Genomic DNA, 20217 nt, shown 5'->3' with positions numbered 1-20217 from the left:
GTTGAGGATAATAATTTCTAGCGCAGACGATAGGCGACGAGTTTACCGCCATTGCCGTAAACGTAGAGCATGTCGCCGACGACCAGTGGCCGTACCCGGACGCCGTCACCATCGACCTTGGTCCGGCCAACGAAACGACCATCGACCTGGCTCAGCAGATGGATGTAGCCGGCATAGTCGCCCACCACCACATTGCTCGACCAGACCACCGGGCCGGTGAGCTGGCGACGGGCCAGATCGGCGTTGGTCCAGAGGGCGGAAGTCGAGGATTCCTCGACCGCTTCGACGGTGCCGTTGTCCAGGCTCAGGTAGACGTTGCCGAAGCCTTCGGCCACGCCGTCGTAGCTGGAGGCATCGCGCTGCCAGAGGATCTGGCCGTTGGCCGGATTGAGCGCGGCCACGCGGCCGTTGTAGCTGACCACATAGAGGGTATCGCCCGACAGCGACAGGCCACCGTCGACGTCGACGATCCGCTCCAGTTCGGAACGGCCCTTGGGCACGGCGATCTGCTGTTCCCACAGCGGCAGGCCGCGCTGCACGTCCAGGGCGACGACCTTGCCGCTGGCGAAACCGGCCATGACCACCTGATTGGCGATCAGGGGGGCACCGGTGCCACGTAGACTCAGCACCGGCTGGGTGTCTTCGTAGATCCAGCGACGAGTACCACTGCCAAGCTCGAAGGCTTGCAGCTTGTCGTCCTGGGACTGCACCACCACCACGTCGTCGTTGACGACCGGCGCCGATAACACTTCGCTGGACGCCTGGGCACGCCACTTCTCGTCGCCACTGCTGGCGTCAAGGGCGATCACCTGGCCCCGCAGGGTGCCGACCAGCACCAGACCGGAGCCCACGCCGACACCGCCGGACACAGGCAGGTCCAGGTCCTTCTTCCACAACACCTGGCCGGTCTCGCGATTCATCGCCATGACCCGGCCATCGGCATCGGCGGCAAAGATGGTTTGGCCGTCGACGGCAGGGACCAGGCGGTTGTATTCCTTGCCCTGGCCGTCGCCCACCGAGCGACTCCAGACTTCATCCAGGCGGACTTCCGCCTTGATGTCCTTGAGCTCGGCCGGGGGCAGTTCCTTTTTACCGGTGCTGCTGCACCCGACGACCGCAAGGGCGAGACCCAGTACCGCGATAGGCTTCCAGCGCAACATCAGGCGTCTCCTTTGGCGAGATCATCGAGTTTCATCTGCAGCACGCCTTCGGCTGCATCGTTGGGCAACGCGGCGCGGGCTTTTTCATAGGCGGCACGCGCTTCGGCGGGCTTCTTCAGCGCCACCAGGAGATCACCGCGCAATTCTTCGCGATTGGCGACATAGGCCTTGGGCGCCTCGCCATCCAGCAGCTTGAGACCCTCTTCGGCCTTGCCCTGGGCAGCCAGCACCCGAGCCAGGCGCTGGCGCGCCAGCTCGCCGAGTTCGGCGTCATGGGGCTTGTCCACCACGGCCTTGAGCTCGGCGGCCGCGTCGTCCAGGCGATTGTTCTCCACCGCCACCTTGGCGACGAAGAGACTACCGTACTGGGCGTAGGCAGTACCGGAATAATCCTGCTTGAGCTTGCCGTAGGTGTCCGTCACCCGGGCGGTGTCAACCTTGCCACCGGGAGCCAGCGCGGCTTCCACCAGTTGCTGATAGAGCACCGAAGCGCCTTGCGCCTGGCTGTTCTGGTAACGCTGCCAGCCCTGCCAGCCGAGCACCGCCACCAGGGCGATGACGCCACCCGCCACCAGCGGCTTGCCGTTACGCTGCCACCAGGCCTTGGCGACCACCAGATTGTCGTCGTCGATGGAACTCAAATCCGTTCTCCTCAATTCCCGCGACCGGAACCGGCCAGGGGCAAAATCTCGTCCAGACGGGCGGCCAGGGCCGCAAAATCGACCTTTTCCTGGGGCGCATCGCCACGCAGCGGCTTGAGTGCCACCTGTTGCGCGGCCAGTTCGTCTTCACCCAGGATCATGGCCCAGAGCGCGCCGCTCTTGTCGGCCTTCTTGAACTGGCTCTTGAAGCTGCCGGCCCCGGCATTGACCAGCAGACGCAGGTCCGGACGGGCATCGCGCAACTGTTCTGCCAACTTCAGGCCGGCCAGCTCGGCCGCCTCGCCAAAGGCGCACAGATAGAGATCGGCGGGTCGCTGCAGATCGCCAGGCAGGCATTCCAGGGTTTCCAGCAGCAGCACCAGGCGCTCGACCCCCATGGCGAAGCCGACACCTGGGGTGGGCTTGCCGCCGAACTGGGTGATCAGGCCGTCGTAGCGGCCACCGGCACAGACGGTGCCCTGGGCGCCCAGCTTGTCGGTGACCCACTCGAAGACCGTACGGCCGTAGTAGTCCAGGCCACGCACCAGCTTGGGGTTGATCTGGTAGCGGATCCCGGCGGAGTCCAGACGGGCCTTGAGGCCGTCGAAGTGCGCGCGGGACTCGTCGTCCAGGTAGTCGGCCAGGGTCGGGGCGTCCTGCAGCAGCGCCTGGGTCTGGGCGTTCTTGCTGTCGAGGATGCGCAGCGGATTGGTGGTCAGGCGGCGCTGGCTGTCTTCGTCGAGCTGCTCGAAGCGTTCCTGCAGATAGGCCACCAGGGCTTCGCGATAGCGGGCGCGATCGGCGCTGGAACCCAGGCTGTTGAGCTGCAGGGTCACGGCGTCGGTCAGGCCCAGGCGTTGCCAGAGGCGCGCGGTGAGCACGATCAGTTCGGCATCGATGTCCGGACCGGGCAGGTTGAACACCTCCACGCCGATCTGGTGGAACTGGCGATAGCGACCCTTTTGCGGCTTCTCATAGCGGAACATGGGCCCGGCGTACCAGAGCTTCTGCACCTGGCCACCACCGGTCATGCCGTGTTCGAGCACGGCCCGCACGCAACCCGCGGTGCCTTCCGGACGCAGGGTCAGGGACTCCTCGTTGCGGTCGAGGAAGGTGTACATCTCCTTGTCCACCACGTCGGTGCCCTCGCCAATGCCACGGGCGAAGAGTTCGGTGAACTCCATGATGGGCAGACGGATCTCGTGGTAGCCATAGCCGTCGAGCAGCGTCGCGAAGGTACGTTCCAGGTAGCGCCAGGCCGGAGTCTGCTCCGGCAGGATATCGTTCATGCCACGGATGGCTTGCAGGGACTTGCTCACGAAAGGGCCTTATTCCTTGATCTTTCAGCTGCGCGCGATGAGCGCGGCATCCGCTTCGGCCTTTTCGGCCGCCTTGCGGCGGATGAGCCCTTCCAGCTCGTCCACCAGATTGTCGTTGTTCAGCTTGGACGCCGGCTTGCCATCGATGTACACCAGGTTGTTCGGCGTACCTCCGGTCAGGCCGACATGGGCTTCCTTGGCTTCGCCGGGACCGTTGACCACGCAACCGATCACCGCGACGTCCAGGGGGACCAGCAGGTCCTCCAGGCGCCCTTCCAGCTCGTTCATGGTCTTGACCACATCGAAGTTCTGCCGCGAGCAGCTCGGGCAGGCGATGAAGTTGATGCCCCGCGAACGCAGGCGGAGGGATTTCAGGATGTCGAAACCGACCTTGATCTCCTCGACCGGATCGGCCGCCAGGGAGATGCGGATGGTGTCGCCGATGCCTTCGGCCAGCAGCATGCCCAACCCTACGGCGGACTTCACCGTGCCCGAGCGCAGGCCGCCGGCTTCGGTGATGCCCAGGTGCAGTGGCTGCTCGATACGGGTGGCCAGCTGGCGGTAGGCCGCCACGGCCATGAAGACGTCACTGGCCTTCACGCTGACCTTGAAGTCGGGATAGTCCAGCTTCTCCAGATGGTCGACGTGGCGCATGGCCGACTCCACCAGGGCTTCCGGAGTGGGCTCGCCATACTTCTTCTGCAGATCCTTTTCCAGCGAACCGGCATTGACGCCGATGCGGATCGGGATACCGCGCTCGCGGGCCGCATCGACCACCGCCTTGACCCGGTCTTCGCGACCGATGTTACCGGGGTTGATGCGCAGGCAATCCACACCCAGCTCGGCCACGCGCAGGGCGATCTTGTAGTCGAAGTGGATGTCGGCCACCAGCGGCAGGCTGACCCGCTGCTTGATGCGACCAAAGGCTTCGGCGGCGTCCATGTCGGGGACGGAGACACGTACGATGTCGGCACCGGCGTCCTGCAGACGCTGGATCTGGGCCACGGTGGCGTCGACGTCGCAGGTTTCGGTGTTGGTCATGCTCTGCACGGCGATGGGAGCATCGCCGCCGACCGGCACCGAGCCGACCCAGATCTTGCGGGACAGCCGACGTTTGATGGGCGATTCGCTATGCATGCTGGTTTCCCATGAGGTCGCCGGACGTCATTGTCCGGCCTGACCGAGTTTGATGCGGGCGGTCTCGCCCTTGGTGAAGGGCGCAAGGTCGACGACCTGACCGTTGTAGGTGATCTGGGCACCGCGCGCGAAGCCGAGACGGATGTTCACGGGCGGTTTGATCGAGGCGTAGTCGAGGCTCTCGCCACCCTTTTTCACACCGCTGAAGAGAATCTTGCCCGTGCTGTCGCTGACCTGCGTCCAGCAGTTGGCCGTGAAGCGGATGCTCAGGCTGTCGCTACCCGTGGTGGACGAGGCAGCCGCCGCAGTCGTCGGGCTGGCCGACGGCGTGGTGGCTGGTGCAGTGGTGGCTGGCGCGCTCGTCCCCGTCGTCGGCGTCGGTGCCGGCATCTCGCTCGGCGTGGTCATGGCGGCGATGGCGTTGGTGTCGGGCGTGGGCGTACCCACCGGCGACGGCACGCCCGGCGCCGGTGGCTGGGTGGCGACCGGGGGCTGCTCTTCCGGCTCGTCGATGGGATGGATCTCGGTCTTGCCATCGGCGCCCTCGACCTCGACATGCTCCATGCTCACGGCACTGCTGCTGGAGGCCTGACGGCTGCGCTCCTGCCACCAGAACAGACCCATGGCGATGAACAGCACCACGAGGATGAAACTGACGAACCTGAGGACATTGCGCGACAGCCGCACCGGCTCGTCGAGGCGTCCCAGGCTGTGGACCGTACTGCCCTTGGCATCGGTGCCGGTATAGCCATCGAAGGTACGCACCAGTTCGACCTGGTCCAGGCCAAGCAACTTGCCATAGGCCTTGGTGTAGCCGCGGGCGAAGGTGTGCCCCGGCATCTGCTGATAGTTGCCGGTTTCGAGCTGCTCGATGATGCGCTCGCTAAGATTGAGATTCTGGGCAACTTGAGCCTGGCTCCAGCCAAGCGCCAGGCGCTTTTGACGCAAGATCTCACCGGGATTACCCCGTCCGGCGTGTACCGCTTCGGATTGCACTGCGGTCATTTCTGCTCCGACTGAAGTTGACGATATTCAGGTGAGTTCGGGTACAGGCGCTTCAGCTGCAGGGCATAACTCGCGGCGGTGTTGCGGTCGTTGAACACTTCGGCGAGGCGGATCCCGAGCAAGAGGCTGCGGGCATCCTGGGGACTGAGCTGGCTGAAGGCCTGGTAATAGTTCCGGGACGGCACATAGTCGCGCGTCTGGTAGGCCAGTTGAGCCAATTCGAACAGAGCCCTGGGCTGATTGCGATCCAGTCGCAGGGATTTTTCCAGATTTTCCTTGCCCAAGTCGACCTGATTGAGTCGCAGGGCGGTCAGGCCGAGATTCTCGAACACCCGGGCGCGCTCGGGATACAGGCTGTCCTCGGCGGCCTGGGTGAAGCGCTCATAGGCATCCTTGTAGCGCCCCTGCTCATAGAGGAAGCTGCCGTAGTTGTTGAGGATGCGTGCATCGTGGGGCCGCTCGCGCAGAGCCAGGCGATACTCCTGATCCGACAGTTCCGTCTCGCCCTGGGCCTGGAAGACCAGCCCCAGCGCGGCATGGGCGTCGGCGCTGGAGGAATCCAGCTCCAGGGCCTTTTTCAGCGGCACCTTGGCCTGTTCGGTATTGCCCTGCTGGACATAGCCGAGGCCGAGCTGGATATAGGCATCACGCGCCTGCATCCGCCCCTGGCGGGTATCCATGGGATTGCGATCACCCTCGGTCACGCAGCCGGCGAGGCCGCCGACCACCAGGGCGAGCGCGACAGCCGCAAAGCGCGTGATCGCCATGGTCGCGCCCTCAGCCCTGGAGTGGCGTCACGGTTTCGGCACCGTCGAGCTGGCGGACGGCAATGTAACGCTGGCTACGGCGGGTACGGTCCATGACCTGCCCCACCAGCTGACCGCAGGCGGCGTCGATATCGTCGCCACGGGTGGTACGCACCGTAACGTTGAAACCGGCCTGCTGCAGCAGCTCCTGGAAACGACGGGTGGCGTTCTTGCTCGGCCGCTCGTATCCGGAGTGCGGGAAGGGATTGAAGGGAATCAGGTTGATCTTGCAGGGCACGTTGCGCAGCAGCTCGATCATCTGCAGCGCGTGCTCGGGCAGGTCGTTGACGTCCTTGAGCAGGGTGTACTCGATGGTCAGGACACGCTTCTCGCCCAGTTGCCCGATGTATCTCTGGCAGGCATCGAGCAGCATGGCCAACGGATACTTGCGGTTGATCGGCACCAGCTCATTGCGCAGCTCGTCGTTGGGCGCGTGCAGCGACAGCGCCAGGGAGACGTCGATGTGCTTGGCCAGCTCCTCGATCATCGGCACCACGCCCGAGGTGGACAGGGTGACCTTGCGCTTGGAGATGCCGTAGCCGAGGTCGTCCATCATGATGCGCATGGCGGAGACGACGTTGTCGAAGTTCAGCAACGGCTCGCCCATGCCCATCATCACCACGTTGGTGATGGCGCGGTCGATCTTGGCCGGTACGCTGCCAAAGGACTTGTTGGCGATCCACACCTGGCCGATCACTTCAGCGGCGGTGAGGTTGCTGTTGAAACCCTGCTTGCCAGTGGAGCAGAAGCTGCAGTCCAGGGCGCAACCGGCCTGGGACGACACGCACAGGGTGCCACGGCCGTTCTGCGGAATGTAGACGGTCTCGACGCAGCTGCCGGAGGCGACGCGGATCACCCACTTGCGGGTGCCGTCGCGGGAGATATCTTCGCTGACGATCTCGGGCCCACGGATCTCCGCAGCGGCCTTGAGCTTTTCCTTGAGCGCCTTGCCCAGGTTGCTCATGGCGTCGAAATCGTCGATGCCGAAGTGATGGATCCACTTCATGACCTGGCCGGCGCGAAAGCGCTTCTCCCCGATGGACTCGAAGAACGACTCGAGTTGCGGCTGGGTCAGGCCCAGCAGATTGACCTTATCGGTGGCTGTGGTCATGGGATCACCTCGACGAAATCTGTTTGAAGCCCGCGCGAGGCGCGGGCGGTGCCAGGAAGGCGGGCTGGCCGCTTCCCTGGCCGGCGCTCATCCTTAGCGGATGCGCTCGCAGACTTCGGTAGCTGCGAAGAAGTAGGAGATCTCGCGAGCGGCGGACGCTTCGGAATCCGAACCATGGACGGCGTTTTCGTCGATGGAGACGGCGAAGTCGGCACGGATGGTACCGGCGTCGGCTTTCTTGGGATCGGTAGCGCCCATCAGCTCACGGTTCTTGGCGATGGCGTTGTCGCCTTCCAGCACCTGAACCACGACCGGACCGGAAGTCATGAAGGAGACCAGATCCTTGAAGAAGGGACGCTCTTTGTGTTCGGCGTAGAAGCCACCGGCTTCGCGCTCGGACAGCTGGACCATCTTGGCAGCGACGACGCGCAGGCCAGCCTTCTCGAAGCGGGTGACGATCTCACCGACGACATTCTTGGATACGGCATCGGGCTTGATGATCGACAGGGTACGTTGAACAGACATGTGAACTCCGAATGTGGGAATAGAGCAAAAACGAAACCCGCGGATTATACGCGGGTCCCGGTGAAAAGCGTAGCGCGGTACGGGCGATGCGTCAGGCGGACTCGTCGATCCAGGCGGCCTGGATGGCCTCCAGCACCTTCTCGCCACCGCGCTGGGGATCGTCGTCGAACTCCGGCAGGTCCACGACCCAGTTACGCAGCTTGACGAAGTTCACGTAGCGCGGATCCACGTCGGGATGGGCGTCGTTGAGTTCGATGGCGATATCCAGCACATCGGTCCATTTCAGTGCCATGACAGCTGTCCTCAGTGACCTTCGGAAACCTGGTTGATGGTGTAGCGCGGAATCTCCACCACCAGGTCTTCGCTGCCAACTACCGCCTGGCAGGACAGGCGCGAACGCATTTCCAGGCCCCAGGCCTTGTCCAGCATGTCGTCCTCGAGTTCATCGGAAGGTTCGAGGGAGTCGAAGCCTTCCTGGACGACCACGTGACAGGTGGTGCAGGCACAGGACATCTCGCAGGCGTGCTCGATGTCGATGCCGTTGCGCATGGCCGCGGCGATGATGGTTTCGCCTTCGCTGGCTTCGAAGACCGCGCCCTCGGGGCAGTGCTCGGCGTGGGGCAGCAGGGTGATCTGCGGCATGATGGAACTACTCCTCGATATCGTTGAGACGGCGACCCGCCAGGGCCGCCTTGACCGAGGCGTTCATCCGCCGGGCGGCGAAGGCATCGGTCACCTGAGAAAGACGCTTGGTCTGCTCTTCGAGCGCCTGGACGTCAGTGGCTTCCAGCAGCTCGGCCAGCCGGCCAATTTCCAGCTCGATCACCTGACGCTCCTCGGCGTCCAGCAACCGCTCGCCATCGGTGGCGACCGCGGCGGTGACCGCCTCGATCAACCGCCGCGCCTCGACCTGCTGCTCACGCAGCGCGCGGGCCTGCATGTCGTCGCCGGCGTGACGGAAGGAATCCTGCAGCATATTGGCGATCTCGCCATCGGTCAGACCGTAGGACGGCTTGACCTGGACACTGGCTTCCACCCCACTGGACAACTCACGCGCACTGACGCCGAGCAGGCCGTCGGCGTCGACCTGGAAGGTGACGCGGATCTTGGCCGCACCGGCGACCATGGGTGGGAAGCCGCGCAGCTCGAAGCGGGCCAGCGAGCGGGCGTCCTTGACCAGTTCGCGCTCGCCTTGCAGCACATGCACCAGCATGGCGGTCTGGCCGTCGCGATAGGTGGTGAAGTCCTGCCCCCGCGCCACCGGGATGGTAGTGTTGCGCGGAATGATCTTCTCCATCAGGCCGCCCATGGTCTCGAGCCCCAGGGACAGCGGGATGACGTCCAGCAACAGCAGTTCTTCGCCGGCACGATTGCCGGCCAGGGAATCGGCTTGCAGGGCAGCGCCGATGGCGACCACGCGATCCGGATCGATATCGGTGAGCGGGGTGCACTCGAACAGTTCGCCCACGGCTTCGCGCACATAGGGCACGCGGGTGGAACCACCGACCATGACCACGGCGGAGATCTCCACCGGCTCCACTTCCGCATCACGCAGGGCACGGCGGCAGGCCTTGAGGCTGCGCGCGACCAGCGGGGCGATGAGCTCCTGGAAGGTGCTGCGCTCCAGCACGCCCGACCAGTCGCCATGGCTGACCTCGACGCGCTCGGCGGCCGACAGGGCTTCCTTGGCGGCGCAGGCGCTCTGCAGCAGACGCCGCTGAGTGCCCGGATCCAGATCGCTGGACAGGCCGGCCTGCTGGACGATCCAGCCGGCGATGGCATGATCGAAATCGTCGCCACCCAGGGCACTGTCGCCGCCGGTGGCCATGACTTCGAAGACACCACGGGTCAGGCGCAGAATGGAGATATCGAAGGTACCGCCACCCAGGTCATAGATGGCGACCACGCCCTCCTCGCCCCGATCCAGGCCATAGGCTACGGCCGCGGCGGTGGGTTCGTTGAGCAGGCGCAGCACGTTCAGCCCGGCGAAGCGGGCGGCGTCCTTGGTGGCCTGACGCTGGGCATCGTCGAAATAGGCCGGCACGGTGATGACGGCGCCGACCAGTTCGCCGCCAAGGCTGGCTTCGGCCCGCTCGCGCAGCACCCGCAGGATGTCCGCGGACACCTCGACCGGACTCTTGCGCCCGGCGGCGGTATCGATGAACGGCATTTCCGATTCACCAGCGACGAAGCGATAGGGCAACTGCTCACCCAGCTGCTTGACGTCGGCGATACCACGCCCCATGAGGCGCTTGACGGAAAGGATGGTATTGAAGGGATCTTGGGCGGCAGCGGCCTTGGCGCCCGCCCCCACTTCCACACCGTCGACGGCGTAGCGCACGGCGGACGGCAGGATCACCTCGCCCTGCAGATCGGGCAGGGTCTCGGCCACGCCACTGCGGACGGCGGCCACGAGGGAATTGGTGGTGCCCAGATCGATGCCCACCGCCAGCTTGCGCTGGTGCGGCTTGGGCGCCATTCCGGGTTCGGCTATCTGCAATAGAGCCATTGGCTAGTCGGCTTATGGTTGTCGGTGCCTGAGCGACACCTGTGATTAATCGTCCAGACGCTCTTCGAGCTGGCGGATCTCGCTGGCCAGCTTGTCGAGAAACTGCATGCGACGGACCAGGCGTTCGGCAGGCTCGCGCTGGGCGGGATCCTGCCAGATCGCGGCAAAGGCCTGCTCGATGTCGCGCTGCGCGTCCTTGAGACGCTGGCGGAAGGCGGGAATGCTCGCGCTGTCGCTGGCGTCCTGCAGGTCTTCCAACTCCTCGCGCCACTGCAATTGCTGCATGAGGAAATCGGTATCCTGGATGGTCGCTTCGAGCGGCATCTCATGCCCTTCGAGCTCCAGCAGATAACGCGCACGGCGCGACGGCGCGCGCAGCACGTGATAGGCCTCGTTGAGCTCCGCCGATCGCTCCAGCGCCTGGCGACGTTCGCGCTCGGGCGCATCGGCGAAACGATCCGGATGGATCGTGCGGGCCAGGTCGCGATAACGCGAGGCCAGACCCGCTTGATCGATCTCGAAGGCAGGCACGAGCTCGAACAGCGCAAAGTGACAGGGCTTACCCATGGAAGGCCTCAGATGTTGAAGCTTTCGCCGCAGCCACACTCGCCACGCACGTTGGGATTGTTGAACTTGAAGCCCTCGTTGAGGCCTTCACGCACGAAATCCAGCTCGGTGCCGTCCAGGTAGACCAGGCTCTTGGGGTCGATGATGACCTTGACGCCATGGCTTTCGAACACCTGATCCTCGGCCGCGAATTCGTCAACGAACTCGAGTACGTAGGCCAGTCCCGAGCAACCCGTGGTACGAACGCCCAGGCGGATGCCCTCACCCTTGCCGCGCCCATCGAGGGACCGCTGCACGTGACGGGCGGCGGACTCGGTCATGCTGATCGCCATGGATCCTCCTTAGAGCAGGCCTTTCTTCTGCTTGTAGTCGCTTACCGCCGCCTTGATGGCGTCTTCGGCAAGCACCGAGCAGTGGATCTTCACCGGCGGCAAGGCCAGTTCTTCGGCGATCATGCTGTTCTTGATCGACGCCGCTTCCTCGATGCTCTTGCCCTTCATCCACTCGGTGGCCAGGGAGCTGGAAGCGATGGCGGAGCCACAGCCGTAGGTCTTGAACTTGGCATCTTCGATGATGCCCTGCTCGTTGACCTTGATCTGCAGACGCATCACGTCGCCGCAGGCCGGAGCGCCGACCATGCCGGTACCGACATCGGGATCAGCCGCGTCGAACTTGCCGACGTTGCGCGGGTTTTCGTAGTGGTCGATGACCTTTTCACTGTATGCCATGGTTCAATCCTCGCTTATCAGGGTGGGTCAGTGGGCTTGCCACTCGACCTGACTCAGGTCTACGCCTTCTTTGAACATGTCCCACAGCGGAGACAATTCGCGCAACTTGTTGACGGCTTCGGTGACCTTGCTCGCGGCATAGTCAACGTCTTCTTCGGTGGTGAAGCGACCGAAGGTGAAACGGATGGAGCTGTGCGCCAGCTCGTCATTGCGGCCCAGGGCACGCAGGACGTAGGACGGCTCCAGGGACGCCGAGGTACAGGCCGAACCGGACGACACCGCCAGATCCTTGAGCGCCATGATCAGCGACTCGCCTTCGACGTAGTTGAAGCTCAGGTTCAGGTTGTGCGGCACACGATGGATCAGGCTACCGTTCAGGTAGACCTCTTCCAGGCCTTCGAACTGACGGTAGAAGCGATCGCTCAGGGCCTTGATACGGACGTTTTCCTGCGCCATCTCTTCCTTGGCGATGCGGAAGGCTTCGCCCATGCCGACGATCTGGTGGGTCGCCAGGGTGCCGGAACGCATACCGCGCTCGTGACCGCCACCGTGGGTCTGGGCCTCGATACGAACGCGCGGCTTGCGGCTGACGTAGAGCGCGCCAATGCCCTTGGGACCATAGGTCTTGTGCGCCGAGAAGGACATCATGTCGACCTTGAGCTTTTGCAGATCGATGTCAACCTTGCCGGTGGACTGAGCGGCATCGACGTGGAAGAGCACACCCCGGGAGCGGGTCAGTTCGCCGATGGCAGCGATGTCGTTGACGGTGCCGATCTCGTTGTTGACGTGCATGATGGACACCAGGGTGGTGTCGTCACGCAGGGCCGCCTCGACCATATCGGGGGTGATCAGGCCATCTTCGCCCGGCTCGAGGTAGGTCACCTCGAAGCCTTCACGCTCGAGCTGACGGGTGGTGTCCAACACCGCCTTGTGCTCGATCTTGGAGGTGATCAGGTGCTTGCCCTTGTTCTGGTAGAAGTGCGCGGCGCCCTTGATGGCCAGGTTGTCGGACTCGGTGGCACCGGAGGTCCAGACGATCTCGCGCGGGTCGGCGTTGACCAGTTCGGCCACCTGACGACGGGCGTTTTCCACCGACTCCTCGGCCTTCCAGCCGAACAGGTGGGAGCGCGATGCGGGGTTGCCAAAGTTGCCGTCCACCAGCAGGCACTCGCTCATCTTCTGAGCGACGCGCGGATCGACGGGCGTGGTGGCGGAATAGTCTAGGTAGATCGGCAATTTCATCGGTTACTCCTAATCAGACGGGCGTCTCTGCTCAGTCGATGGTGGACGCTTCGATTTTTTCGACCGCTAACGGCGATTGCTTGCTGGCACAGACCTTGTTGTCCTGACGCTTGGCAACCTGCTGGATCTCGTTGCGGGCGACCAGGTCAGCCAGGGTGATGCCACTGAGAAAGGTGTGGATCTGATCGCTCAGATCGCACCAGAGGTGGTGGGTCAGGCAGGTATCGCCCTGATGGCAGCCACCGCCGCCCTGGCAACGGGTGGCATCCACGGATTCATTGACGGCATCGATCACCTGCGCCACATGGATACCGCCCATGTCGCGCGCCAGCTGATAACCCCCGCCCGGACCGCGTACGCTGTTGACCAGCGAACCACGACGCAGACGTGCGAACAGCTGTTCCAGATAGGACAGCGAGATGCCCTGCCGCTCGGAAATGTCGGCCAGCGACACCGGGCCCCGCTGGGCGTGCAGCGCCAGGTCGAGCATGGCGGTTACGGCATAGCGGCCTTTGGTAGTCAGTCTCATGACGAACTCGAGCGGGTTGCATCGGATGAGCTCGATTATCGGATTCCCGACAAAAAAGGTCAACTATAAAACCAACCAAATCACTCAGGCATTATCTATCGGAGGGATAGTCCGCGGGTGGGATTCGCCACGGGCGGCCTTCTGGGTTTCGGTCAGGATGCCGCGCAGGATGTTCATCTCCAGCTTGCTGATGCCGGACCGCCCATAGAGGCGCCGCAAGCGACTCATCAGGTGGCGAGGCTTGGCCGGATCGAGGAAACCGATCTCCACCAGGGTCTGCTCCAGGTGCTCGTAGTAGAGCTCCAACTCCTCCACCGTCACCGGCTGGGTGTTGAGCATGGCGGTGGCTTCGACCTTGTTCATCTTGGTCGGCTGGTTCTGCGCGGCGAGCCAGGCCATGCGCACTTCGTACACCAGCACCTGGACCGCCGCGGCGAGGTTGAGCGAGCCGAAGGCCGGGTCCGAGGGGATGTGCACATGGTAATGGCAGCGCTGCAGCTCTTCGTTGGTGAGGCCGGCGTATTCACGCCCGAACACCAGGGCCACTTCGCCGCCCTGCTCCACCTGGGCCAGGGAAGTGGTGGCGCATTCGCGTGGATCCAGCAGCGGCCAGGGGATACGACGATCCCGGGCGCTGGTGCCCAGCACCAGGCTGCAGCCGGTCAGGGCCTCTTCCAGGGTGTCGACGACGATGGCGGCGTCGAGCACGTCGTTGGCCCCGGAGGCACGGGCATTGGCTTCGCCGCTGGGAAAATCCTCGGGATCGACCAGATAGAGGCGCGACAGGCCCATGTTCTTCATAGCCCGGGCGGCACCGCCGATATTGCCGGGATGGCTGGTGTTGACCAGAACGACGCGGATGTTATTCAGCACGTGGCTATCCTCGAGCGGACGCGGGAAATCGGCGCCGTATACTACGCCCACACGCGCCCGCTTGCCACGAATACCCCTTCCAGCGCCGCGAAGTCTGCTATCATTGCCGGCTTTCCTTATACAACCCAGGTGATTTATCCATGCAGCCCATGCTGAACATCGCACTGCGCGCGGCCCGCAGCGCCGGTGAATTGATTTTCCGTTCGATTGAGCGCCTGGACGTTATCGCCGTCGACGAAAAAGGCGCCAATGACTTCGTCTCCGAAGTCGATCGCGCTGCCGAGCAGACCATTCTCGCCATCCTGCGCAAGGCCTACCCCACCCACGGCTTCTACGGTGAGGAATCCGGCTACCTGGCAGGCGAAGGCGAAGGCGCCGACTACGTCTGGATCGTCGACCCGCTGGATGGCACCACCAACTTCATCCGTGGCGTCCCGCACTTTTCGGTGAGCATCGCCTGCAAGTACAAGGGCCGCCTGGAACACGCCGTGGTCCTCGATCCGGTACGCCAGGAAGAATTCACCGCCAGCCGTGGCCGCGGTGCCGCCCTGAACGGTCGTCGCATCCGTGTCACCAACCGCCGCAGCCTGGAAGGCGCCCTGCTGGGCACCGGCTTTCCCTTCCGTGCCAATGACGTCGACCACCTGGACAACTACCTGGGCATGTTCCGCAGCCTGATCGGCCAGACCGCGGGCATCCGCCGCGCCGGTTCCGCCGCGCTGGACCTGGCCTATGTCGCCGCCGGTCGTTTCGATGCGTTCTGGGAAATGGGCCTGTCGGAGTGGGACATGGCTGCGGGCGCCCTGCTGGTGCAGGAAGCCGGTGGCTTGATCGGCGACTTCAACGGTGGCCACGACTTCCTTGAGAAGGGTCACATCGTCGCCGGCAATCCCAAGTGCTTCCGTGGCCTGCTGACCCAGATCCAGCCGCACCTGCCGGCGTCGCTCAAGCGCTGAGCAGGTACCGGTCATGAAAAAGCCCCTGTCGGCGATGCTGACAGGGGCTTTTTCATGACTGCCGCAGAGAGGCTCCGCGGCAGGCTGGCCAGGGTTACTTGACCACTTTCAGACTCGGCCGCGCGGGAGCTGGCTTCGGCGCCTCGGGCTTGCTGCCGCCGTTGTCGGGACCCTGGTCATCCGGAGGGCTAGGCTCGCTGTCGAAGACCATGCCCTGGCCATTCTCCCGGGCGTAGATGGCCAGAATGGCACCGATCGGAACGTAAAGATTGTAGGCCACACCGCCGAAGCGGCCGTTGAAGCTCACGGCTTCGTTATCCATGTGCAGGTCACGCACGGCACTGGGCGAAGCGTTCAGCACGATCTGGCCGTCGTTGGCATAGCCCGGCGGCACGCGCACCTCGGCGTAGTCGGCGTTGACCAGCAGGTGAGGCGTGCAGTCGTTGTCCACGATCCACTCATAGAGCGCGCGGACCAGGTAGGGGCGACTGGAATTCATGGGGTTCTCCTCTAGCGCATCTCACGCTCGGTGACCGAAAGACTGGATCGGAAACTGTCGCGCGCGAACATACGATCCATGTAGTCCTGCAGCGGCTTTGCCGCTCGGGGCAATTCGATGCCCAGGCGCGGCAGTCGCCACAGGATGGGGAGCAGGCAACAGTCCACCAGGGAAAAGTCGTCGCTCAGAAAAAAGGGTTTTTCCGCGAAGATCGGCGCCACGCCGGTCAGGCTTTCCCGCAGTTCCTTGCGCGCGACAGCGAGATCGGCGCCCGGCGCAGCCTGCAGGATAGCGTCCACCAGGGTGCACCAGTCGCGCCCGATGCGGTGCATCAGCAGCCGCGACTGACCGCGGGTGACCGGATAGGCCGGCAGCAGCGGCGGATGCGGATAGCGTTCTTCGAGGTACTCCATGAGCACCTCGGTACCGTAGAGCACCAGGTCGCGATCCATTAGCGTCGGCACCGTGCCATAGGGATTGTGCTCCGCCAGCTGCCGGGGACACTCGCCGCGACGCACGGCGATGAACTCGCACTCGACGTTCTTTTCCGCCAGGATCAGACGGATCCGGTGGCTGTAGTGATCCTCGGGATCATGGAAACAGGTCAGGCGGGTTATGGCGCCCATGGGTCCCTCCCCCGTCAGGGGCGAAGCTGCAAAGGGGGGATTATCTCGCACCTTGCCGCCTGCCACCTAGTCTCATCGCTCACTGTCGGGCAATCGCCGCCAGAATTCGCGCTTGAGCCAGAAGGCCAGGACGGCGAACAGCAGCAGATAACCCAGCACCCAGGGCGCGAGACGCCAGGCCAGGCTGCGCTCGGGCGCCGCCGAATAGCTCAGGTAGGCGACCAGGTCCTCGACGGTGCGGGCGAACTGCTCGGGCGTCTGGGCGCCGCTGCCCGGCTCGAGGCGCAGCACGCAGCGTCCTTCGCTGCAGTCGCGCAGCTGACGCCCGCGCAGGGCGGCCAGGACGTCCGGCATGCGGGTGCCGGGCGCCGTGAGGTTATCGACGCCGAGCGGACGTCCGGGCGCCACATAGAATTCCTGCAGGAAGGCACGCAACCAGGCATCGCCACGCACGGCGGCGATGAGGGTGAGATCCGGCGGCACGCTGCCAAAGGCGCGGCGGGCGTCCTCGGGCTTGAGCAGGCCGAGCATGGGCGCGCTGGCGGTACGCCCGGGCGCCCAGCTGGCGAGATCGAGGTGGAGATCGGCGGCGACGCGGTCGAAGCGCTGGTACTCCTGGCCGTGGCAGGCCAGGCAGTAGCGACCGAAGGTGATGGCCCCCGCCCGGGGATCGCCTTCGGCGCCGAGGGCCAGACCGCTGCAAAGCAGCAGCAGACCCAGCAGCAGGCCACGCATCATGACCTGAACTCCGGCGGCGTTCGCGGACGACCCAGGCGGCTGTACCAGGGCATGCCCAGCAGACTGGCGAAATAGAGCACGGCAGCCAGACGCGCCAGCAGCAGGCGCTCGTCGGTGAGAGCTGCCACGCCCAGCACCCCCAGAGTGGCAAAGGCCAGGCACGCCACATACAGCCCCAGCCGCGCCGGCCAGGCCTTGTGGCGTACCGAGCGGACCGCGCTGCGATCCAGCCAGGGCAGCACGAACAGCAGGGCGATGGCCAAGGCGGCCAGACCAAGGCCGCCGGCTTTGCTCGGTACCGCCCGCAACAGCGCATAGAAGGCGGCCAGGTACCAGGGCGGGGCGATGTGCGCGGGCGTCACCAGCGGATCGGCGGGTTGCTGATTGGCCGGCTCCAGCACCAGCCCGCCCAGGTCCGGCGCCAGGAGCACCACGCCCAGGAACACCAGCAGGAAGACCGCCAGGCCGCAGAGGTCCTTGAGGGTCAGGTAGGGGTGGAAAGGCACCCCTGCCGCGTCACGCAGGTCGCGATTATCGCCCTCGGGATTGTTCGATCCGGTCTGGCGCAGGGCGACGATGTGCAGCGTCACCAGCATGACAATCAGCAGCGGCAGCCCTACCACATGCAGGGCCTGGAAGCGGCGCAGGGTGGCATCGGACAGCACCACCCCGCCCCGCAGCAGATCGGCCAGGGGCGGGCCAACCACCGGCAGCGCCTCGACCGCGCTGAGGGACACCTGGGCGCCCCAGTAGGAGAGCTGCCCCCAGGGCAGCAGATAGCCGAAGAAGGCCTGGGCCAGCAGCAGTACATAGAGCAGCACGCCAAAGGTCCAGACCAGTTCGCGCGGCGCGCGATAGGAGCCATAGAGCAGGCCCCGCAGCATGTGCAGATAGAGGCAGACGAACAGCGCCGAGGCACCCACCGCATGCAGATAGCGGATCAGCCAGCCGAAGGGCACCTCGCGCATGAACAGCTGGACCGAGGCGAAGGCGCCCTTCACCGTCGGCTCGTAGCCGAACAGCAGCCAGAGCCCCGTCAGCACCTGCAGCGCCAGAATGAAGACCAGCAGCGAACCGAACAGATAGAAGACGTTGAGGTTGCGGGGTACCCGGTATTCGCTGATATGGCGTCGCCAGAAGGCTCCGATCGGCAGCCGTCGCTCCAGCCACCCGGGCTCGTCGTCGCTCATGTCGCCCCCTCCCCATCGCTGCCGATCACCAGCAGGTTGTCGCCCCGGAAATGATAGGGCGGCACGGCGAGATTCAAGGGCGCGGGCTGGTCACGAAAGACCCGGCCAGCGAGATCGAAGTGGGAGCCATGGCAGGGGCACAGATACCCCCCCTCCCGGTCCGTCCCGGACGGCGCCAGGGAGGGAATGCAGCCGAGGTGGGTGCAGATGGCGGTGACGACGAAAATGTCCGGCCGCCGCGATCTCAGGCGCGGATCGACGTAGGGTGGCTGGCTGGATTCCCGGGAATCCGGGTCGGCCAGCCCTGCCTGGTCCGCCAGGAGCCGGGCCTGGTCCGCGGCGCTGCGACGCAGGACGCAGACCGGCTGGCCGCGCCACTGCAGCGTGAGCTGTTCGCCTTCGCGCAACGCTTTGAGATCCACCTCGACCGGCGCCGCCGCCACCTCCGCCGAACGACTGGGCCGCAGGGCGCAGACGAAGGGCACACTGCCCGCCACCAGTCCCAGGCCGCCCACGGCAGAGGTGGTGGCGATCAGCAGACGGCGGCGTTGGGCATCGGGCGAGTCATCGGTCACGTCAGGCTTCCCGGCTCCATGTCCAGCGTCACCCCGAAGCGCTCCCACACCGAGACGCGAATGCGCTCCGCCAGGGTCAGGACATCACGGCTGCGGGCGCCGCCGAAGTTGACCAGCACCAGCGCCTGGGCGGCATGCACCCCCACTGGGCCCTCGCGATGCCCTCGCCAGCCAGCCTGGTCGATCAGCCAGCCGGCGGCCAGCTTGACCGTGCCGTCGGCCTGGGGATAGGTCGGCAGGGACGGATAGCGTTGCTGCAGCGCGGCAGCTTCGGCGGCCGTCACCACGGGATTCTTGAAAAAGCTGCCGGCATTGCCCAGCACCGCGGGGTCGGGCAACTTGCTCTGGCGGATGCTGCAGATGGCTGCACTCACGGTCTCAGGCGTCGGCTGCGTGACGCCAGCCTCGGCCAGGGCCTGGCGCACCGGACCATAGTCGAGCACCAGCCGCAGCTGGCGACTGAGATGGAAGCGCACCCGCAGGACGATCCAGCGGCCGGCCTCGGCCTTGAAGCGGCTTTCGCGATAGGCGAAGGCGCAGTCGTCCGCGGTCAGGTCGTGAAGTTCGCCACTGTGGCGATCGAGCGCCGTCACCCCGGCGCATCTGTCCTTGAGCTCGACGCCATAGGCGCCGATGTTCTGGATCGGTGAGGCACCGACGGTACCCGGGATCAGGCTGAGATTTTCCAGGCCGTACCAGCCGTTGGCCAGGGTGGCCATGACGAAGGGATGCCAGGGCTCACCGGCTTCGGCTTCCACCAGCAGGGCATCGCCCTCCTCCGCCAGCAGGCGAATACCGCGGGACGTCAGCCGCAGCACCAGACCCTCGACCCGTTCGGGCAGGACCAGATTGCTGCCACCGCCCAGCACCCGTAGCGGCGCGCCAAGCTGCTGCGCCAAGGCCAGGGCCTCGTGGACCTCGGCATCGCTCGCGGCTTCCAGATAGCGATCGGCTTCCGCCACCAGGCCGAAGGTGTTGAGCCCCTGCAAGGGGACCTGCTGTTGCACCTCAGCGACCATGACGGGCAGCCACCTCGGCGACCAGGCCATCGCAGGCACTTTCCAGCAGGTCCAGGACGCGCTCGAAGCCGGCCGCGCCGCCGTAGTAGGGATCCGGCACCTCATCCACCGCCAATCCCTGACGCGCCAGGAACAGCTCGGGTACCGCACCCTGGTCGGGGCGCAGCTGTTCCAGCCAGGCGAGATTGTCCTGGTCCATGGCCAGGATCAGGTCGAAGCGCTGGAAATCGTCCGTGGTTACCTGGCGCGCGCGCAGGCCGCTGATGTCATAGCCGCGCCCCGCAGCGGCCTGGATGGCGCGGGAATCCGGGGCCTTGCCGACATGCCAGTCACCGGTACCGGCCGAGTCCAGCGTCACCGCCTCGGCCAGGCCCGCGGCGTCCAGTTTGGTCCTCAGGATGCCCTCAGCCGTGGGTGAGCGACAGATGTTGCCCATGCAGACGAACAGGATACGCAGGGTCA

The 20217-nt window shown here is 65.0% G+C and carries 25 protein-coding genes; 1 reads left to right on the top strand and 24 read right to left on the bottom strand.

The features are described from left to right. Positions 1-17: 17 nt before the first annotated feature. The 17 genes from bamB to trmJ all read right to left on the bottom strand — a co-directional run bounded on the left by bamB (position 18) and on the right by trmJ (position 14152). Positions 18-1160, bottom strand: a complete 1143-nt coding sequence (bamB, locus tag ACUCV0_RS06075) for an outer membrane protein assembly factor BamB (protein WP_059315826.1) — start codon at positions 1158-1160, stop codon at positions 18-20. Continuing rightward, on the bottom strand, positions 1160-1801 hold the full coding sequence (locus ACUCV0_RS06070) for a tetratricopeptide repeat protein (protein ID WP_271655687.1): 642 nt from the start codon (positions 1799-1801) through the stop codon (positions 1160-1162). The genes bamB and ACUCV0_RS06070 overlap by 1 nt, the downstream gene beginning before the upstream one ends. A gap of 11 nt (positions 1802-1812) precedes the next feature. Beyond that, the gene (gene hisS, locus ACUCV0_RS06065) at positions 1813-3120 is read right to left on the bottom strand and encodes a histidine--tRNA ligase (RefSeq protein WP_313648860.1); all 1308 of its coding nucleotides are present in this window, start codon (positions 3118-3120) and stop codon (positions 1813-1815) included. 24 nt (positions 3121-3144) lie between these two features. Then, positions 3145-4257, bottom strand: a complete 1113-nt coding sequence (gene ispG, locus ACUCV0_RS06060; protein WP_058759998.1) for a flavodoxin-dependent (E)-4-hydroxy-3-methylbut-2-enyl-diphosphate synthase — start codon at positions 4255-4257, stop codon at positions 3145-3147. A 27-nt stretch (positions 4258-4284) separates the two neighbouring features. After that, on the bottom strand, positions 4285-5262 hold the full coding sequence (locus ACUCV0_RS06055) for a RodZ domain-containing protein (RefSeq protein ID WP_434774818.1): 978 nt from the start codon (positions 5260-5262) through the stop codon (positions 4285-4287). Then, the gene (gene pilW, locus ACUCV0_RS06050) at positions 5259-6029 is read right to left on the bottom strand and encodes a type IV pilus biogenesis/stability protein PilW (protein WP_059315829.1); all 771 of its coding nucleotides are present in this window, start codon (positions 6027-6029) and stop codon (positions 5259-5261) included. Before pilW ends, ACUCV0_RS06055 begins: the two co-directional genes overlap by 4 nt. Before the next feature lie 10 nt (positions 6030-6039). Then, positions 6040-7179, bottom strand: coding sequence for a dual-specificity RNA methyltransferase RlmN (gene rlmN, locus ACUCV0_RS06045; protein WP_059315830.1), 1140 nt, complete (start codon positions 7177-7179; stop codon positions 6040-6042). A 93-nt stretch (positions 7180-7272) separates the two neighbouring features. Next, positions 7273-7704 (bottom strand): nucleoside-diphosphate kinase, encoded by a 432-nt coding sequence (gene ndk, locus ACUCV0_RS06040; RefSeq protein WP_007162425.1) that lies wholly within the window; start codon positions 7702-7704, stop codon positions 7273-7275. 91 nt (positions 7705-7795) lie between these two features. Further along, positions 7796-7996, bottom strand: coding sequence for a Fe-S cluster assembly protein IscX (gene iscX / locus ACUCV0_RS06035; protein ID WP_017639750.1), 201 nt, complete (start codon positions 7994-7996; stop codon positions 7796-7798). 11 nt (positions 7997-8007) lie between these two features. Beyond that, positions 8008-8346: an ISC system 2Fe-2S type ferredoxin gene (gene fdx, locus ACUCV0_RS06030; protein WP_017639751.1), complete on the bottom strand. Its 339-nt coding sequence runs from the start codon at positions 8344-8346 to the stop codon at positions 8008-8010. Between the two features lie 7 nt (positions 8347-8353). Next, positions 8354-10213 carry a Fe-S protein assembly chaperone HscA gene (gene hscA, locus ACUCV0_RS06025; protein ID WP_059315831.1) on the bottom strand — a complete coding sequence of 620 codons (1860 nt, stop codon included), beginning with the start codon at positions 10211-10213 and terminating at the stop codon, positions 8354-8356. A gap of 45 nt (positions 10214-10258) precedes the next feature. After that, the gene (gene hscB / locus ACUCV0_RS06020) at positions 10259-10780 is read right to left on the bottom strand and encodes a co-chaperone HscB (protein WP_323149151.1); all 522 of its coding nucleotides are present in this window, start codon (positions 10778-10780) and stop codon (positions 10259-10261) included. An 8-nt stretch (positions 10781-10788) separates the two neighbouring features. Next, on the bottom strand, positions 10789-11112 hold the full coding sequence (gene iscA, locus ACUCV0_RS06015; protein ID WP_007162420.1) for an iron-sulfur cluster assembly protein IscA: 324 nt from the start codon (positions 11110-11112) through the stop codon (positions 10789-10791). Positions 11113-11121: 9 nt separating this feature from the next. Beyond that, a complete protein-coding gene (iscU, locus tag ACUCV0_RS06010) occupies positions 11122-11508 on the bottom strand; it encodes a Fe-S cluster assembly scaffold IscU (protein WP_007162419.1) in 387 nt (128 codons plus the stop codon). A gap of 27 nt (positions 11509-11535) precedes the next feature. Next, entirely contained in the window at positions 11536-12750 is a 1215-nt protein-coding gene (locus ACUCV0_RS06005) for an IscS subfamily cysteine desulfurase (RefSeq protein WP_059315833.1), read from the bottom strand. Positions 12751-12781: 31 nt separating this feature from the next. After that, positions 12782-13279, bottom strand: a complete 498-nt coding sequence (gene iscR, locus ACUCV0_RS06000; RefSeq protein WP_059315834.1) for a Fe-S cluster assembly transcriptional regulator IscR — start codon at positions 13277-13279, stop codon at positions 12782-12784. A gap of 84 nt (positions 13280-13363) precedes the next feature. Continuing rightward, entirely contained in the window at positions 13364-14152 is a 789-nt protein-coding gene (gene trmJ, locus ACUCV0_RS05995) for a tRNA (cytosine(32)/uridine(32)-2'-O)-methyltransferase TrmJ (RefSeq protein ID WP_059315835.1), read from the bottom strand. Positions 14153-14292: 140 nt separating this feature from the next. Here trmJ and suhB point away from each other — a divergent pair, with 140 nt between their 5' ends. Then, positions 14293-15108 (top strand): type III secretion system regulator SuhB, encoded by an 816-nt coding sequence (suhB, locus tag ACUCV0_RS05990; RefSeq protein ID WP_059315836.1) that lies wholly within the window; start codon positions 14293-14295, stop codon positions 15106-15108. Positions 15109-15202: 94 nt separating this feature from the next. Here the strand turns inward: suhB and ACUCV0_RS05985 are convergent, their stop codons facing one another. The 7 genes from ACUCV0_RS05985 to ACUCV0_RS05955 all read right to left on the bottom strand — a co-directional run bounded on the left by ACUCV0_RS05985 (position 15203) and on the right by ACUCV0_RS05955 (position 20212). Continuing rightward, positions 15203-15607: a ClpXP protease specificity-enhancing factor gene (locus ACUCV0_RS05985; protein WP_158892868.1), complete on the bottom strand. Its 405-nt coding sequence runs from the start codon at positions 15605-15607 to the stop codon at positions 15203-15205. Positions 15608-15618: 11 nt separating this feature from the next. Beyond that, entirely contained in the window at positions 15619-16233 is a 615-nt protein-coding gene (locus ACUCV0_RS05980; protein ID WP_059315838.1) for a glutathione S-transferase N-terminal domain-containing protein, read from the bottom strand. Between the two features lie 72 nt (positions 16234-16305). After that, entirely contained in the window at positions 16306-16971 is a 666-nt protein-coding gene (locus ACUCV0_RS05975; protein WP_482212298.1) for a cytochrome c1, read from the bottom strand. Continuing rightward, a complete protein-coding gene (locus tag ACUCV0_RS05970) occupies positions 16968-18161 on the bottom strand; it encodes a cytochrome b (RefSeq protein WP_482212297.1) in 1194 nt (397 codons plus the stop codon). The genes ACUCV0_RS05975 and ACUCV0_RS05970 overlap by 4 nt, the downstream gene beginning before the upstream one ends. Next, on the bottom strand, positions 18158-18736 hold the full coding sequence (gene petA, locus ACUCV0_RS05965; RefSeq protein ID WP_482212296.1) for a ubiquinol-cytochrome c reductase iron-sulfur subunit: 579 nt from the start codon (positions 18734-18736) through the stop codon (positions 18158-18160). Before petA ends, ACUCV0_RS05970 begins: the two co-directional genes overlap by 4 nt. After that, positions 18733-19755: a UDP-N-acetylmuramate dehydrogenase gene (murB, locus tag ACUCV0_RS05960; RefSeq protein ID WP_482212295.1), complete on the bottom strand. Its 1023-nt coding sequence runs from the start codon at positions 19753-19755 to the stop codon at positions 18733-18735. Before murB ends, petA begins: the two co-directional genes overlap by 4 nt. After that, entirely contained in the window at positions 19745-20212 is a 468-nt protein-coding gene (locus ACUCV0_RS05955) for a low molecular weight protein-tyrosine-phosphatase (protein ID WP_174523171.1), read from the bottom strand. Before ACUCV0_RS05955 ends, murB begins: the two co-directional genes overlap by 11 nt. Positions 20213-20217: the final 5 nt, after the last annotated feature.

The sequence above is a fragment of the Pseudomonas sp. VMV1 genome, from assembly GCF_056790235.1.
This window is presented reverse-complemented; position numbering and strand designations above follow the sequence as displayed.